At 47.3% G+C, this 15,422-nt stretch carries 13 protein-coding genes and 2 tRNA genes (1 of these 15 cut by a window edge); 11 read left to right on the forward strand and 4 right to left on the reverse strand.

From position 1 onward, the window contains the following. Together HMPREF2551_RS10650 and HMPREF2551_RS05870 are read right to left on the reverse strand one after the other, a co-directional pair. A tRNA-Leu gene (locus HMPREF2551_RS10650) sits at positions 1-30 on the reverse strand (it extends 172 nt beyond the left edge of the window). Between the two features lie 38 nt (positions 31-68). Beyond that, positions 69-155, reverse strand: a tRNA-Leu gene (locus tag HMPREF2551_RS05870). A gap of 79 nt (positions 156-234) precedes the next feature. Here HMPREF2551_RS05870 and rnr point away from each other — a divergent pair. The 4 genes from rnr (at position 235) to recR (ending at position 5,847) form a co-directional block, all read left to right on the forward strand. Further along, positions 235-2,730, forward strand: coding sequence for a ribonuclease R (gene rnr / locus HMPREF2551_RS05875; RefSeq protein WP_070837801.1), 2,496 nt, complete (start codon positions 235-237; stop codon positions 2,728-2,730). An 81-nt stretch (positions 2,731-2,811) separates the two neighbouring features. After that, positions 2,812-3,159, forward strand: coding sequence for an arsenate reductase (locus tag HMPREF2551_RS05880; RefSeq protein ID WP_070837803.1), 348 nt, complete (start codon positions 2,812-2,814; stop codon positions 3,157-3,159). A 146-nt stretch (positions 3,160-3,305) separates the two neighbouring features. Further along, complete coding sequence (locus HMPREF2551_RS05885) at positions 3,306-5,159, forward strand: SurA N-terminal domain-containing protein (RefSeq protein ID WP_070837806.1); 1,854 nt, start codon at positions 3,306-3,308, stop codon at positions 5,157-5,159. Between the two features lie 82 nt (positions 5,160-5,241). Continuing rightward, entirely contained in the window at positions 5,242-5,847 is a 606-nt protein-coding gene (recR, locus tag HMPREF2551_RS05890; protein WP_070837810.1) for a recombination mediator RecR, read from the forward strand. A gap of 62 nt (positions 5,848-5,909) precedes the next feature. Here recR and HMPREF2551_RS05895 read toward each other — a convergent pair whose 3' ends face one another. Continuing rightward, the gene (locus HMPREF2551_RS05895; RefSeq protein WP_003683377.1) at positions 5,910-6,197 is read right to left on the reverse strand and encodes a hypothetical protein; all 288 of its coding nucleotides are present in this window, start codon (positions 6,195-6,197) and stop codon (positions 5,910-5,912) included. Positions 6,198-6,411: 214 nt separating this feature from the next. Here HMPREF2551_RS05895 and HMPREF2551_RS05900 point away from each other — a divergent pair, with 214 nt between their 5' ends. The 4 genes from HMPREF2551_RS05900 to HMPREF2551_RS05915 all read left to right on the forward strand — a co-directional run bounded on the left by HMPREF2551_RS05900 (position 6,412) and on the right by HMPREF2551_RS05915 (position 11,530). Then, positions 6,412-7,662 carry a lipoprotein-releasing ABC transporter permease subunit gene (locus tag HMPREF2551_RS05900; RefSeq protein ID WP_070837813.1) on the forward strand — a complete coding sequence of 417 codons (1,251 nt, stop codon included), beginning with the start codon at positions 6,412-6,414 and terminating at the stop codon, positions 7,660-7,662. Next, entirely contained in the window at positions 7,655-8,338 is a 684-nt protein-coding gene (gene lolD / locus HMPREF2551_RS05905) for a lipoprotein-releasing ABC transporter ATP-binding protein LolD (RefSeq protein WP_003679081.1), read from the forward strand. The genes HMPREF2551_RS05900 and lolD overlap by 8 nt, the downstream gene beginning before the upstream one ends. A 132-nt stretch (positions 8,339-8,470) precedes the next feature. Then, entirely contained in the window at positions 8,471-10,234 is a 1,764-nt protein-coding gene (gene recD / locus HMPREF2551_RS05910) for an exodeoxyribonuclease V subunit alpha (RefSeq protein ID WP_070837816.1), read from the forward strand. 96 nt (positions 10,235-10,330) lie between these two features. Continuing rightward, positions 10,331-11,530, forward strand: a complete 1,200-nt coding sequence (locus tag HMPREF2551_RS05915; protein ID WP_070837820.1) for a hypothetical protein — start codon at positions 10,331-10,333, stop codon at positions 11,528-11,530. A gap of 95 nt (positions 11,531-11,625) precedes the next feature. Here the strand turns inward: HMPREF2551_RS05915 and HMPREF2551_RS05920 are convergent, their stop codons facing one another. After that, on the reverse strand, positions 11,626-12,027 hold the full coding sequence (locus HMPREF2551_RS05920) for an RNA-binding S4 domain-containing protein (RefSeq protein ID WP_003679090.1): 402 nt from the start codon (positions 12,025-12,027) through the stop codon (positions 11,626-11,628). Positions 12,028-12,230: 203 nt separating this feature from the next. On the opposite strand from HMPREF2551_RS05920, the gene HMPREF2551_RS05925 reads away from it, so the two are divergent. From HMPREF2551_RS05925 to rpoE, 3 genes are all read left to right on the forward strand, one after another. Next, positions 12,231-13,190, forward strand: coding sequence for an acetyl-CoA carboxylase carboxyltransferase subunit alpha (locus HMPREF2551_RS05925; protein WP_036490719.1), 960 nt, complete (start codon positions 12,231-12,233; stop codon positions 13,188-13,190). Between the two features lie 88 nt (positions 13,191-13,278). Beyond that, complete coding sequence (gene tilS / locus HMPREF2551_RS05930; RefSeq protein WP_070837824.1) at positions 13,279-14,607, forward strand: tRNA lysidine(34) synthetase TilS; 1,329 nt, start codon at positions 13,279-13,281, stop codon at positions 14,605-14,607. A 214-nt stretch (positions 14,608-14,821) separates the two neighbouring features. Next, complete coding sequence (rpoE, locus tag HMPREF2551_RS05935; RefSeq protein ID WP_004519728.1) at positions 14,822-15,421, forward strand: RNA polymerase sigma factor RpoE; 600 nt, start codon at positions 14,822-14,824, stop codon at positions 15,419-15,421. Position 15,422: the final 1 nt, after the last annotated feature.

Here is a 15,422-nt window from a genome sequence, read left to right on the forward strand (position 1 = left end):
TAGCGCGTCTACCAATTCCGCCACCTGGGCAATTTAAATTTTCTTAAGCAAAGAAGCACCAAACTATTTGGTGCCCAGGAGAAGACTCGAACTTCCACGCCCGTGAGGACACTAGCACCTGAAGCTAGCGCGTCTACCAATTCCGCCACCTGGGCTTTGCTTTATTCTTCAATTTCAGGTAGAGTTGACTACCTGTACTGCGAAGAAGCAGCTATTATATATTTTAAAAAAAGAATGTCAACCATCAAAATGAACAAAAATACTAAATCTTTAAATTTACGAGAAAAAGACCCGTATTTAGAGCGGGAGAAACAACGTTACGCTCATCCGTTACCCAGCCGTGAATGGGTCATTGAATTATTGGAACAAAAAGGTGTGCCGACAAAAATTGAAGCTTTGGCACATGAATTGTCGATTGCAGAAGATGAATATGAATTCCTCGAGCGCCGTCTGAAAGCGATGGCGCGCGATGGCCAGGTGTTGATTAATCGACGTGGCGCGGTATGCGCGGCAGAAAAATTGGCATTGGTTAAATGCCGTGTGGAAGCACATAAAGACGGCTTTGGTTTTGCCGTGCCGCTCACACCGACAGGCGAGGGCGATTTCGTTTTGTATGAGCGTCAGATGCGCGGCGTGATGCACGGGGATATTGTTACCGTGCGCCCTGCCGGTATCGACCGCAGAGGCCGTCGCGAAGGTACGGTTTTAGATGTGGTGGAGCGTGCGCAGTCTAAAGTGGTCGGCCGTTTTTATATGGATCGCGGCGTGGCGATTTTGGAGGCGGAAGACAAACGCTTGAATCAAAGCATTGTTTTGGAACCTGAAAGCGTAGCGCACTTTAAACCGCAATCCGGTCAAGTCATTGTCGGTGAAATTGAGACTTACCCCGAGCAAAACCGCCCTGCCGTAGCGAAAATCATTGAAGTGTTGGGCAATTATGCCGACAGCGGTATGGAAATCGAAATCGCTGTGCGCAAGCACCATTTGCCTCATCAATTCAGCGAAGCGTGTGCCAAAGCTGCGAAGAAAATTCCCGATCATGTGCGTAAAACCGACTTGAAAGGGCGCGTGGATCTACGCGATTTGCCTTTGGTAACCATTGACGGCGAAACTGCGCGGGACTTTGACGATGCGGTTTTTGCCGAAAAAATCGGCCGCAATTACCGCTTGGTGGTGGCGATAGCCGATGTCAGTCATTATGTCCGCCCTGATGACGCGATTGATGTAGATGCTCAAGAACGCAGTACCAGCGTGTATTTCCCGCGCCGTGTGATTCCGATGCTGCCGGAGAATTTGTCCAACGGCATCTGCTCGCTCAATCCTGATGTCGAACGCCTGTGTATGGTGTGCGATATGGTGATTACTTATGCTGGTAATATCAAGGAATACCGTTTCTATCCGGCAGTAATGCGTTCGCATGCGCGACTAACTTACAATCAAGTTTGGGATTGGATTTCAGACGGCCGAGATCATCCGTTTAAACCGCAAATCGACACTCTGTATAAGTTATTTAAAATCTTGCAGAAAAAACGTTTTGAGCGTGGCGCGGTTGAATTTGAGAGCGTTGAAACCCAGATGATTTTTGACGACAACGGTAAAATCGACAAGATTGTTCCCGTTGTACGCAACGATGCGCACAAGCTGATTGAAGAATGTATGTTGGCGGCGAATGTTTGTGCGGCAGAGTTCTTGCTGAAAAACAAACATACGGCTTTATTCCGCAATCACTTGGGCCCAACCCCCGAAAAACTGGCCACTTTACGCGAGCAGCTTGGTTTGCTGGGGTTGAGTTTGGGCGGCGGCGATAATCCGACGCCGAAAGACTATGCTGCGCTTGCCGAACAATTTAAAAACCGTCCGGATGCGGAGCTGTTGCAAGTGATGATGTTGCGTTCTATGCAACAGGCGGTTTATGAGCCGCATTGCGACGGTCACTTTGGTTTGGCTTATGGTGCATATGCACACTTTACTTCGCCTATCCGCCGTTATCCGGATTTGACGGTGCATCGTGCCATCAAAGCTGTATTGAACGGGCAAACTTATCAACCCAATAAAACCTGGCAGGCTTTGGGCGTACATACCTCTTTCTGCGAGCGCCGAGCGGATGATGCCAGCCGCGATGTAGAAAATTGGCTAAAAACTTATTATATGCGCGACAAAGTCGGCGAAGTCTTCAGCGGCAAGATTTCGGGCATGACCAGCTTCGGTATTTTTGTAACTCTGGACGATATTCATATCGACGGCTTGGTTCACATCAGCGATTTGGGAGAGGACTATTTCAACTTCCGTCCTGAAATTATGGCGATTGAGGGCGAACGCAGCGGTGTCCGTTTCAACATGGGCGATACGGTTACTGTAAAAGTTGCGCGTGCCGATTTGGATACCAGCAAGATTGATTTGACCTTAATCAGCGGCGGCTCAGTCGGTAAGAAACGCGGCGGTAGAAAAGCAAAACCTGTGGGCAAGCCGACAGCTGCTGACAAACCTGTCGAAAAGCGTAAGCGTAAACTTTCGGCTAAAGAAATTGATGAAGCGTTGTCTGCTCCCGCGAAGGCAAAGAAGGGTAAGGTAAAAAGCAAACCTGCTTCCAAGCCGGCTAAACCAAGCAAACCTAAAGCCGCAGGTAAGAAAAAAGCGCAGGCGAAAACAGCTTCCGTCAAAGCCGGGCGTAAAAATAACGCCCAAGGCAAAAGCGTGAAGATTAAAGTGAAGAAAGCTGCTAAGAAATAAGCAGCATTCAATTCAGGCCGTCTGAAAGGTTTCAGACGGCCTGAATTTGTGATTTCATGAATGAAAACAAGGATAAATAAGATGATAAAACTATACGGTATTCCCAATTGCGATACGGTTAAAAAAGCGCGCAGTTGGTTGGCGGGAAACGGCATCGAGTTTGAGTTTGTAGATTTTAAGAAAAACGCCCCGACTGCCGAATTGATTGATGGCTGGCTGGAGCAGGCAGCTTTGGAAATTTTGCTCAATAAAAGAGGCACGACTTGGCGCAAGTTGGATAAAGATGCGCAAGAATCTGCCGCCACAAAAGAAGGTGCAATTGTTTTAATGGTGAAGAATCCCAGTATCATCAAGCGGCCTGTGTTAGTCAAAGAAGGACAGGTTCATGTCGGATTTTCAGTAGAAGCGTATCAGGAAATTTTCGGATAAGGCATTTTTAGGGTTTTTAGGCCGTCTGAAAAAGCAAGCCTCGAAAAAATACGTTACAATACGCGCTTTGAGCCTGTTTTCAGGATTTTAAGATTTTTGCGGCAGCATTTTCCTGCTGCCACGCCAAACTTTTCTTTCGGATAAATATGTTCCATATTGTTGAAAAATATAAAACACCCGCCCAGATTGTTTTAGGTATCATCGGTCTGACCTTTATCGGATTCGGTGCCAATAATTTGTCTTCGCCGGGTTCTGATTACATTGTCAAAGTCGGGGATGAGAAAGTCAGCGAACACGCTTTACAGATTGCGATACAAAACGAGCAGGCTGCCGGCAATAATGCGCCTTCGCGTGATGCGGTATTCCAATCGTTATTGCAACGTGCTTATCTGAAGCAGGGTGCCAAGCTGATGGGCATTGCTGTGTCTCAGGAACAAATCAAGCAAGTTATTGTGGATGATCCGAATTTCCATGATGCTTCCGGTAAATTCAGCCAGGATTTGCTCAAGAAATATTTGGATCAACGCAGGATGACCGAGGATCAGTTCGTTGAAGATATCCGTGAACAGTTCCAATTGCAAAATCTGTTGAATTTGGTGCAAAACGGCGCTTTGGTCAGCGATGCGCAAGCGCGTCAGTTGATTAACCTGACTCAAGCAACGCGTACCATCCGTTCATTTACGTTCAGCCCTGAAGCATTTGCGGCACAAGTCAAAGTAGATGATGCGGCTTTGCAAAAATATTATGAAGCGCATAAGAAAGATTACTTGATTCCTCAAGCCGTTAAGCTGGAATATGTAGCTTTGAGCATCAAAGATTTGGCTGACAAGCAAACCGTCAGTGCGGAAGAAGTACAAAAAGCTTACGACAGTAAAAGCGTAGATTTATCGCCAAGAGCCGAAATTGCGCATATTTTCATTCCGGTCATGCCTAATGGAGATGAAGCAAGCAATGCGGAAATTAAAGCCGAAGTGGACAAAATGGCTGCGGAGCTTAAAGCACATCCAGATTCGTTTGCCGAGCTGGCGGCCAAGTATTCCAAAGACTTGTCCAGCAGCAATAAAGGCGGCAACTTGGGTTATCTGAGCAAAAGCGGCGGCAGCGGCTTCGGGCCGGAATTTGATAAAGCGGCATTTGCATTGGGCAAAGGCGAAGTCAGCGATACCGTTAAATCGTCTTTGGGTTATCACGTCATTAAAGTTTTGAATGTCGAAGCTGAGCCAACTTTGGAACAAGCTAAAGCGCGTATCGAAGCAGCCTTGAAACTGAAAAAAGCAGCTTCTGCCTTTAATGCCGCTAAAGAAAAACTGGGCGAAGATACCTTCAATGATCCGTCTTCTTTGGCAAAAGCGGCCGCCAATTCAGGTTTGAAAGTAGAAAGCCTGGATGAATGGGTGACCAAAGCGGGCGCGAAGGAAGCCGGCTTGCCTGAAGCATTGATTAATGCCGCGTTTAGTGATGATGTACTGAAGAAAAAACACAATTCTGAAGTGATCACCATCAACAACGATACCGTTTGGGTCATTCGTGCAAAAGAAGTGCGCGAAGAGAAAATCGCACCATTTGCGGAAGTCAAAGACACTGTCCGTGCAGCATATCAGCGCTCTGAAGCCGCCAAACTGGCAGAGAAAAAAGCCCAGGAAACTTTGGCTGCTTTGAAAGCCGGTAAAGCTGCCGATGTTCAATGGTCGCCTGTTTCTCAATTGAGCGCGCAAGATGCACGTAAAACCATGTCTCCGGAGGCTTATGCGGCTTTGCTGAAAGCGCGTCCTGTCGGCGGCAAACCTGCGTATACATTGTTGGAAGGTATGCCTGCGCCGGTGATTATGGAAGTTCAGAGCGTTTCTGCTCCTGAAAATGCCGATTCACAGATTCCGGCTGCCAAACAGGCTTTGGTTCAGCAGCTTTCTGCCAATGTTTTCGATGCCTTGCTCCAGTATTTGGATAAGAAAATCGATCGTACGCAAGGTGCACAACAAGTTAATAATGCTGCCGAATAAGCAGAATATTAGAGTAGGGCAGCCGGATGAATTCCGGCTGTTTTCTTATTTTTAGCCATCTTTTTAAAGGCCGTCTGAAATCATGAATAAAAATCCTGATGCCTTTGTCCGCTTGATTAATGCTTTAAAAATATTGCCCAATGTCGGCCCGAAATCCGCACAACGTATGGCCTACCAGCTTTTACAGTACAAACGCGAAGAGGCTCAGGAATTGGTGGACGCTTTGCAGTTTGCTTTGAAGCAGGTGCAGCATTGTCGGATGTGCAACACATTTTGCGAAGGTGATTTGTGTGAAATTTGCGCAGACGAAAAACGCGATAAAAGTCGTTTGATGATTGTGCATATGCCGGCGGATCTCTCCAGCATGGAGGCGGCCAATTGCCATGATGGCCTGTATTTTGTTTTGATGGGGCAAGTCAGCCCGGCGCAGGGCATGGATATTTCGGCAGTCGCATTAGATAAGCTGGTGGCGCGTCTGCAGGCGAGTGATATTGAGGAAATTATCATTGCAACCAACTTCACAGCCGAAGGCGACGCGACAGCGTATGTGTTGGCGGAATTGTTTAAAAATCTTCCTTATAAAGTCAGCCGGTTGGCAAGGGGAATCCCTTTGGGCGGCGAGATGGAATATGTGGATGCCGGTACTTTGGCTCAAGCCGTTTACGATAGAAGAAACATCCACTCTTAAATGCCAATATGAAAAGGCCGTCTGAAAGTCTTTCAGACGGCCTTTTCATTGATGAAATCAGATTATTTGCAGCTCACGCCTTGAATTTGAGGCGTATCGCCGTTGCCGACTTTGAATGCGCATTTGGTTGCGCTGCTGCCGGATACGGTAACAACACCGTTTCCGCTGTTGAGGCTGACAGGTTCTTTTACGCCCATGCCGACAGCAGTGGCTGCCAGTTTTTGAACATCGGCGTCGGAGTAAGCGGTATTGTTTGAACTGATTTTGATTTCTTTGGCGGCATATGCATTGAAGCTGAATGACAAACCTACAGCTACGGATACGAGGGCCAAGAATTTTTTGCTGTTCATTAGTGTATTTCCTTTTTGATGGTGACAAAACGAGTCACAGCTTCAGAATAAGGGCGATTGGGCGATTGTGCAAGTTTTTCGGCGGAATTTACGGGAAGATACATGGTTTTACATACAATTTATTCCTGAATGCCACATCAGTCGGGCAATCGGACGACCTGTCGGTTTTACGGTACAATAAGCCTTTTTTGACAAACGAATGAGGCATTTTTGAATGGCTTCTTTAGAAACTTGGATAGGCCTGCGCTATTTGCGTGCGAAAAAACGCAACGGCTTTATGTCATTTATTACTATGATTTCAATCGCCGGTATCGCCTTGGGCGTAACGGCGCTGATTGTGGTGTTATCGGTAATGAACGGATTTCAGAAAGAGATACGCGGTCAATTGTTGAACGTTGCACCTCATGCGGAAATCGGCTATTACGATGTCGGCAGTGCGCCGGGTTGGCAGAATTTGCGCGAATTTGTAAAAGGCAAAAAGGAAGTATTGGCCAGCGCGCCTTATGTTTCCGATCAAGCTTTGCTTGCCAATGCAGGAGAAGTGCGCGGTGTACAGATACGCGGTATCTTGCCGTCTGAAGAAAAAAATGTCGTTGATTACGGCAAGGATATGCCGGCCGGCAGTTTTGACGATTTGAAGCCGGGCGAATTTGATATTATTTTAGGTCAAGGGCTGGCTGAGGCATTGGGTACGGAGCTTGGCGGTAAAGTTACTGTGATTACGCCGGAGGGTAATGTTACTCCTGCCGGCGTAGTGCCGCGCTTGAAGCAGTTTAATGTGGTCGGTGTGGTAAAAACCGGTGTCTATGAAGTCGATAACACATTGGCCATGACGCATATCAAGGATGCGCAAGTCTTGTATCGACTGGGTGAAAATGTCGGTGGGCTGCGTTTGCGGTTGGCCGATCCTCAGAATGCGCCGTCTTTTATTGCCAATTTGATTCCCGATGCTAAAAAAGATGAAGTGTGGGTGCGTGACTGGACGTTTAACAACCGCAGCTATTTTGAAGCCGTTGAGTTGGAAAAACGCATGATGTTCATCATTTTGACACTGATTATCGCGGTTGCTGCGTTTAACCTCGTCTCGTCTTTGGTAATGGCGGTAACGGAAAAACAAGCCGATATTGCGATTTTGCGTACTTTGGGTTTGTCCCCGGGCGGCGTTATGAAGATTTTCTTGGTGCAGGGTGCTTTTGCGGGGTTTTTCGGTACGCTTGTGGGCGTGGTATGCGGTGTATTGCTGGGTTGGAATGTCGGCAAGATTGTCGCGTTTTTTGAAGACCTGTTCGGCGTACATTTGATTAACTCACAGGTTTATTTCATCGATTACCTGCCTAGCGATGTGAACTTGAAGGACGTCGCCGTTATTGCCTGCATTTCGCTTGGCTTGGCATTTATCGCCACACTGTATCCAAGCTGGCGTGCTGCGAAAACCCAACCTGCGGAGGCTTTGCGTTATGAGTAAGACAATTTTGAAATGTATCGGCGTTGGCAAAAGCTATAATGACGGCGCATTGAATGTGCAAGTGTTGAATCATTTGGATTTTGAAGTTGCCGAAGCGGAAAGCGTGAGTATTATCGGTTCGTCAGGCAGCGGTAAATCTACGTTGTTGCACCTTCTTGGTGGCTTGGATATGCCGTCTGAAGGCAAGGTGATACTGATGGATCAGGATTTGGGCGGTTTGAGCCAAAAACAGTTGGGCGAATTGCGCAACCGTTATTTGGGCTTTGTGTATCAGTTCCACCATCTATTGCCTGAGTTTTCTGCTTTGGAAAATGTCATGATGCCGCTTTTAATCGGCAAAATGCCCAAGGCGATGGCTGAAGAGAAGGCTGTCAAGATGCTGAAAAAGGTCGGTTTGGACAAACGTATGTTGCACCGTCCGAGCGAACTTTCCGGCGGCGAGCGTCAGCGTGCGGCGATTGCCCGTGCTTTGGTTAATGAGCCGAAATGCCTGTTGGCAGATGAGCCGACGGGGAATCTTGACCGTAAAAATGCGCAAAATGTGCTGGACATGATGCTGGATTTGAAACGTGAATTGAACACCAGCCTGATTGTGGTGACCCATGATGATGAGCTGGCTGAGCGTTTCGACCGGGTAATGACCATGAAAGACGGCAGCCTGCAAGTGCTGCAATAAGGTTATTATTTCAGGCAAATATTTTATGCTTTGAACGGTATAATAGAGGCCGTCTGAAAAATAGATTTTCATTTATGGAAACGCTGTTTTTCAGACGGCCTTTCTTTTTTCCGTATCCATCAATCCTGAGCCATGAATCCGACCGACTCTCTCCTTTCCTCTGCCGCAGATGCGGCCATAGCGTTTTTCCGCCGCCACGAAGTACAGGGCGCATCCGTTATTGAGCCTTATGTGGTTCGACTGTTTGCAGCCTTGCAAAACGGGCATTCGTTTATTTACTTGGATAAAGCGGATGTCGATGCCTTAAGCAACTTGCCGAATTTGGTCGGCAATGCGGATAAACCGCTTATCCTGCAAGGCCGGAAATTGTTTTTAGGGCGGATGTGGCAGTTGGAGCATGATTTGGCTGTCGAAATCAAACGGCTGGCAAGCGCAGAGGTGGAAGAAGTGAATTTCATGGCGGCTTCAAAAAGTCTGAGTGATTGGTTTGATCCTAAAGACAGCAAAGAGCAGAGGGATGCTGCGGCTTTGGCCTTGCTGCAAAACTTTATGCTGATTACCGGCGGGCCGGGCACGGGTAAGACCACGACCGTCGCAAAGCTTTTGGGCCTGATTTGCAATAACAGTACGAAGCTGCCCCGTATCGCGTTGGCTGCGCCGACGGGCAAGGCGGCTGCACATATGGCACGGGCTTTGCAGCGGGCTTTGGATGGCTTTGATTTGTCTCCGAGCATTAAAGCGCATTTGGAAAACTTGGAAGGGCAGACTGTCCATCGATTGTTGAAATTGCGGCCGCCGCAAATGCGCCCTGCGTTCAATCATGAACATCCGCTTGCTTTGGATGTTTTGGTGGTGGATGAGGCTTCGATGTTGGATTTGCCGCTGGTGTTGGATTTGTTGCGTGCCGTGCCGACCGGTTGTCGTTTGGTGTTGCTTGGCGATGAAAACCAGTTGCCGTCGGTTGGTTTGGGGGCTGTGTTGGCGGCGTTGTCGCGTCCGACGGCTTTGGATAAAGAAACTGCTGAAAAGCTGGAAGTTTATCTGTCCAATCATGGCTTTGAGATTAAAGAGCGGCCTCAGGCTTTATCGCAAAACAATGCCAAATTGACGTTCAGCCACCGTTTTGGCTCAGACAGCGGTATTGGTTGTTTGGCAAGGGCGGTGGTGTCCGGGGAAAAGCAAACTGCGGTCGAACAGTTTAACAAGTTCCCCAAAGAGTTGGAAATGAAATCAGGCCGTCTGAAAGAGCAGGTTGCTTTGCTGTATCAAAAGCAACAGGATTATTGGCAGGCCGTGGCAGAGAATAATGTCGCACTCGCCTACGGTCATGCAGCCGATGTGATGGTATTGGCGGCTTGGCGGCAGGATGCGGATGATTTGAATCAGGCTTATCAAGAATATTTGCAACGACAAGGCAAGGTTTCGGGCGAAACGCCTTGGTTTGCCGGACAAATCATCATGATTACGCATAATGATTACATGCTGGAAGTGTTTAACGGCGACATCGGGCTGATTATGAAAGATGAAGAATCGTTGAATGGCTTGTCTGCCTATTTTCCTGAGAAAGATGGATTCAAAAAAATTGCCATCAGCCGTTTGCCCGATTTTGAATCGGCTTTTGCCATGACGGTGCACAAGAGCCAGGGTTCGGAATATCGGGAAGTATGGCTGTTGCCGCCGTCAGTGCCTGCAACGACGGAGGGCGAAGAGGAAGCTCGAGGGTTGGATAAGGCTTTGCTTTACACAGCCATTACCCGCGCGCGTGAACGTTTTGTGTTTTGGGGAAATGCAGAGGAATTGTGTCAGGCTGTGGGATGCCACCAAAAACGCAGGACGGCATTGGCCGATGCCTTGGAACGGCAGTTTGAACAACCTGATATGCAGGCTTCTGTTTGACCTGAATCAAGAGGCCGTCTGAAAGCGGATAAAGCGTTTAAATCTGCTTGACTGATTACACTAATTTACATACGATAAAAATAATTAGTAAACAAAATGAATAATTTTTACAAAATCCACGATTTTGTACGCTTTATCGAATACTTCACTTTCAATACCTTCTTTTGGAGAGTCGGCATGAAATTTCAAACCAAACTGATTGCAACCTGTATTTTATTGGCTTCATCATCTTATTCATTGGCAGAGAACGCTGATGGCGGGCGTGATGCGGCGGCTTTGGCCACCACCAACGATTATGTAAATTCCGGCAGCATCATTCGCAAAGATGACGATAAAATCAGCATTTTCAATGATTTGTTGACTGTGAACGGCGGTTTGCGCGTACGTGTGGATACCAAAGACATCAATGCCAACAACAGCAGCGTTAACCCGACGCCTGAAGACACCAATGCCAACTTCAACGCGGAGTTTTGGTTACGCGCAAAACTGTACAAAGATTGGAAATTGGTAGCGCAAATCGAGCCGAATATCGATTTGGAAACCGGTAAATTTAACGGCGATCATGATGTGCCGGTCAATAAACTGTATGCCGAAGGGACTGTGTACAACAACATCAAAGCGCGTGTCGGTAAATTTGGCGCATTCTCTTCATACGGCCGCGTATGGGATACCGAAGTTACTGGCGGCGAAATTTTCTTTGACAATAAAACCCTGCCGACCAAAATCTATGCGGGCCGCCGTACAGGCAATCTGAACGACAACGCATGGGGCATCGGCGGTCGCCGCAGACATTTTGCCGCAGTTCAAAGCGTGTTGCCTGTGAATGAGAATATCAACGTCGGCGCAACCGTCAGCTATATGAAAGACATCGATGTACGCGGCGCAAAGAAAAATGCGGTCTTCGGGGAAATTGGTACGGACATTAAATTTAATGACGATTGGCGTTGGATGGCCGCGATCAGCAAGTCCAATATCAAAGCTTATAATGATGCCGGACAAAAAATCAAAAATGACGGCGTGTTCACTGAAGTGCGCTATAAATCGGCCGACTGGAACGTCCGTAATTCTTACGACGTATTCTTGAACTACCGCCGTGTCGGCTCGTTGTCCGGTGTCTCTTCTGTTGAGGATTACAGCAAAAACGTTCAAGGCGTGCAAATCGGTGCGACTTATATTCCTTGGAAAAACTGGAAACTCAAAGGCTTCTATTTGGCCGGCAAACAGGTTACGCCTACCGTTGGCACGGATAAACAGGACGTAAACGTTATTCGCGGTCAGTTAGAATATAAATTTTAATCATCACAAATAAAAAAACAGGCAGGATGTCCTGCCTGTTTTTGGTTTTCAGACGGCATGAATATAGGGCCGTCTGAAAAAATGGATAAAGCGCTTTACCAGCTATCGCGCTTCATGCGGTCAAGCTGGCGGCGGTCGCGTTTGGTCGGGCGTCCGTCCGGATAAGCGGCGCTGATGCGGCTGGCTTGGTCGAGTTGTTTTTGAGCTTCGCGTTCGGCAGCCGTTTTCATGTCTTCTTCGTACAATAAACGCGCTTCCGGTGCCGGGCGGCGTTGATGATTGAGCGCGGCGACTTTGAATTTGTAGGGTAGGGAGTTCAAAGTCATGTCGATGGTGTCGCCGGCGGAAATATTTTTGCTGTTTTTCACTTTCGAGCCGTTTACCAAAACCCTGCCCAGCTCAATATGTTTTTGTGCCAGCGCGCGGGTCTTGAAAAAGCGCGCGGCCCACAGCCATTTGTCCAAGCGCATGGACGAATTGTCATGATCGTTTTTCATAGCCTGTTTGAAATGATTGAACTGAATTGAAGTTTATCATAAGATACGGCACTCCATGAGTTTAGTGCAGATATACTATTTCTTTGTTAAAGGCCGTCTGAAAGTTTTTTATTGCAAAAGATGGCAGTTTCCCTTTGAGAAATGCTGTCAAATACGTCTGATTAGCGTATCATGTCAGCAACCATTACCGAGAGCTTCGTTTTATGAAACCCGTTTTTTTGGACTTTGAACAACCCATCGCCGAATTAACCAATAAAATCGACGAGTTGCGATTCGTACAAGATGAATCTGCCGTCGATATTTCCGACGAGATTGCCAGACTGCAAAAGAAAAGCAACGAGTTGACCAAGTCAATTTTCAGCAAGCTGACTCCGGCTCAAATTTCACAAGTGTCCCGCCATCCGCAGCGTCCTTATACTTTGGACTACATCAACGGTATTTTTACCGATTTTGAAGAGTTGCACGGCGACCGCCATTATTCTGACGATCATGCCATTGTCGGCGGTTTGGCTCGTTTCAACGGCCAAAGCGTGATGGTTATCGGCCATCAAAAAGGCCGCGATACCAAAGAAAAAATCCGCCGCAATTTCGGTATGCCGCGTCCTGAGGGTTACCGTAAAGCACTGCGCTTGATGCAGACTGCCGAGAAATTCAATATTCCGGTCATGACCTTTGTCGATACTCCGGGCGCGTATCCTGGCATTGGTGCGGAAGAGCGCGGCCAGTCCGAAGCCATCGGCCGTAATTTGTACGAACTGACCCGCCTGCATGTACCGGTATTGTGTACCATCATCGGCGAAGGCGGATCGGGTGGTGCGTTGGCAGTGGCTGTCGGCGACTACATTAATATGCTGCAATACTCGACCTATTCGGTGATTTCTCCTGAAGGTTGCGCCTCTATTCTTTGGAAAACTGCCGAAAAAGCAGCAGACGCCGCGCAAGCATTGGGCATTACCGCCAAACGCCTGCAAGAATTGGATCTCATCGATAAAGTCATTGACGAGCCGTTGGGCGGCGCACACCGTGATTACGAAACCACGATGAAAAACGTTAAAACCGTTTTGGAACAGCAATTAAGCGAAGCGCAAAGCATGACCATGCCTGATTTGCTTTCCCGCCGTTTCGACCGCATCATGGCTTACGGTAAATTTACCGATAAATAAGTTTGACTGCTGAAAAAGCAAGCAGATGCCGCTGCTTGCTTTTTTTGTATTCTATTTTTGAGTCATTCATAATTTCAGGCCGTCTGAAATGTCGCAACTATCCCCTGATTCCCTATTTAAAAGTTTTCAAGCAGCTTTTCCTGATTCGCCGAACCATACTGTTTTTGAAGTCGGTTTGAGCGGCGGATTGGATTCCGTTGTCCTGCTGCATCTTTTGCACCGGATGCGTGAATTCTGCCGTTTTGATTTGCGCGCCGTCCATGTTCATCATGGTTTAAGCACCAATGCCGACAGTTGGGCTAAATTTTGTCAGGATTATTGTCAGCGTTTGAATGTTGCCTTGCGGGTGTGCCGTGTCAATGTGGAAAAACAAGGAAAAGGTTTGGAAGCAGCGGCCAGGGCTGCCCGATATCAGGCATTTTCAGACGGCCTGAAGAAAATTATTGTTTTGGCCCATCACCGTAATGATCAAATCGAAACATTTATGCTGTCGGCCGTGCGCGGCGGCGGATTGCGCGGTATGGCGGCTATGCCGGTATGGCGTGATTTAAATGAAGAGATCCAAATCTGGCGGCCGCTTTTGGCATTTTCCCGTCAGGAACTGGCTGAGTATGCGCAACAGTGGGGGCTGTCTTTTGTCGAAGACGAGAGTAATGAAGACTCCGGCTATTTACGCAATTGGATGAGAAATCAGGCTTTGCCACAATGGCAGCAGCGGATTCCGAATTTTGAGCGGCAAATTTGTGCCAATGTTCGATTATTGCAGGAAGATTTGCAGCTTTTAGATGAATTGATTGAGTCTGAATACCAGCGCATCAGTCTAAACGGGATATTCAGTATCAGTCTGTGGCGGCAATGTACGCCGCTTTTGCGTCGTCGGTTGCTTTGGTATTTTTTGCGAAAGCAAACAGAATCATTGCCTTCTTATCACAATATTGCCGATTTCGCCCGAGTATTGGAAACCGCAGAACAGGCGCAGTTGAGTTTGCCAAACGGCGAATTGGTCGCCTATCGGGATCAGTTGTTTATTTGGCAAGAAAGTGAATTTCAACAGCTGCCTTGGTGCAATGGTAGGGAAGTTCGAGGCCGCCTGAAAGATATTTTGCTGGAAAACGGTTTTGTTTTATTACCGTTTCAAGGAGGTTTGCCGGAAGAAGAGTTGGAGAAGCAGGCAGTGCTTAGAACTGTATCCGAGGGCGACGTGATTCAGTCAGGTCAGAGGGAAAAATCAGTCGAAAAACTATTGCAAGAGTGTCATATCATGCCATTCGTGCGTAAATATTGGCCGATTATCATAAGTATGGGCAACAAGTGCCTTGCTGTTGCTAACCTTAGGGTTGGAAGCGATGTTCAAATAGAGCAAGGCTATCTGCCAGTTCATAGAAAGTTGGTCGAATATATGGCAAAAGTAAAGTAAATAACTCTAAATTTTGTAAGTATCAGTAATTTAACTACTTGTGCTAAGTGTAGGTATATTAAGCAATACAGCTTATATTAGAGTACCTACACGAATAAACTTTTGCCATTAAATGTAATCTTATGGAACTATTTCAAAGCAGTGTTGTCTTTATTGTGCACAGCACGCTTTACTATTTTTTGGTTTAAAGCAGTAAAACGATTAAAGGGTGGGTATGAACGATCGCCAAATAGATCAAGTTTTGGTGGAGCGCGCGCAGAAAGGTGACCATAAGGCATTCGAGATGCTGATGTCCAAATATCAGCGTCGGCTAAACAGACTGATTTCCCGTTTTATTCAGGATGAGCATGAAGTGCACGATGTAACCCAAGAGGCAATGATTAGGGCTTATCGTGCGCTGGTTAATTTTCGCGGTGAGAGTGCGTTTTATACATGGCTGTACCGTATCGGTATCAATACGGCAAAGAATTTCCTGACCACTTCGGGTCGTCAGTTTTTTGTCAGTTCGGAAGCAGCCAATGAGGAAGGAGATGTTCTCGATTTAACCGATCAGATTGCGGATTACCATACGCCGGAAGCTGAGATGATGAATCGGGAAATCTTGCAGACCGTCGAGGCAAGCATTGCGCAACTGCCAGACGATATGCGTCAAGCCATTACGCTTAGGGAAATGGACGGCTTGTCTTACGAAGAAATAGCTCGGGTAGTGGATTGTCCGATAGGTACAGTACGTTCGCGTATTTTCAGAGCGCGTGAACTGATTGCAAAAGATTTGCGGCCGCTGTTGGATACTTCTGAAGATCAAAGGTGGTAAT

This window comes from Neisseria sp. HMSC066H01, assembly GCF_001837375.1.
GTDB lineage: Bacteria > Pseudomonadota > Gammaproteobacteria > Burkholderiales > Neisseriaceae > Neisseria.

Bases quoted from the DNA above. Each gene is read 5' to 3' on its own strand.
- rnr (WP_070837801.1), top strand. From the start codon at position 235: ATGTCAACCATCAAAATGAACAAAAATACTAAATCTTTAAATTTACGA.
- HMPREF2551_RS05880 (WP_070837803.1), top strand. From the start codon at position 2,812: ATGATAAAACTATACGGTATTCCCAATTGCGATACGGTTAAAAAAGCG.
- HMPREF2551_RS05885 (WP_070837806.1), top strand. From the start codon at position 3,306: ATGTTCCATATTGTTGAAAAATATAAAACACCCGCCCAGATTGTTTTA.
- recR (WP_070837810.1), top strand. From the start codon at position 5,242: ATGAATAAAAATCCTGATGCCTTTGTCCGCTTGATTAATGCTTTAAAA.
- HMPREF2551_RS05895 (WP_003683377.1), bottom strand. From the start codon at position 6,197: ATGAACAGCAAAAAATTCTTGGCCCTCGTATCCGTAGCTGTAGGTTTG.
- HMPREF2551_RS05900 (WP_070837813.1), top strand. From the start codon at position 6,412: ATGGCTTCTTTAGAAACTTGGATAGGCCTGCGCTATTTGCGTGCGAAA.
- lolD (WP_003679081.1), top strand. From the start codon at position 7,655: ATGAGTAAGACAATTTTGAAATGTATCGGCGTTGGCAAAAGCTATAAT.
- recD (WP_070837816.1), top strand. From the start codon at position 8,471: ATGAATCCGACCGACTCTCTCCTTTCCTCTGCCGCAGATGCGGCCATA.
- HMPREF2551_RS05915 (WP_070837820.1), top strand. From the start codon at position 10,331: ATGAATAATTTTTACAAAATCCACGATTTTGTACGCTTTATCGAATAC.
- HMPREF2551_RS05920 (WP_003679090.1), bottom strand. From the start codon at position 12,027: ATGAAAAACGATCATGACAATTCGTCCATGCGCTTGGACAAATGGCTG.
- HMPREF2551_RS05925 (WP_036490719.1), top strand. From the start codon at position 12,231: ATGAAACCCGTTTTTTTGGACTTTGAACAACCCATCGCCGAATTAACC.
- tilS (WP_070837824.1), top strand. From the start codon at position 13,279: ATGTCGCAACTATCCCCTGATTCCCTATTTAAAAGTTTTCAAGCAGCT.
- rpoE (WP_004519728.1), top strand. From the start codon at position 14,822: ATGAACGATCGCCAAATAGATCAAGTTTTGGTGGAGCGCGCGCAGAAA.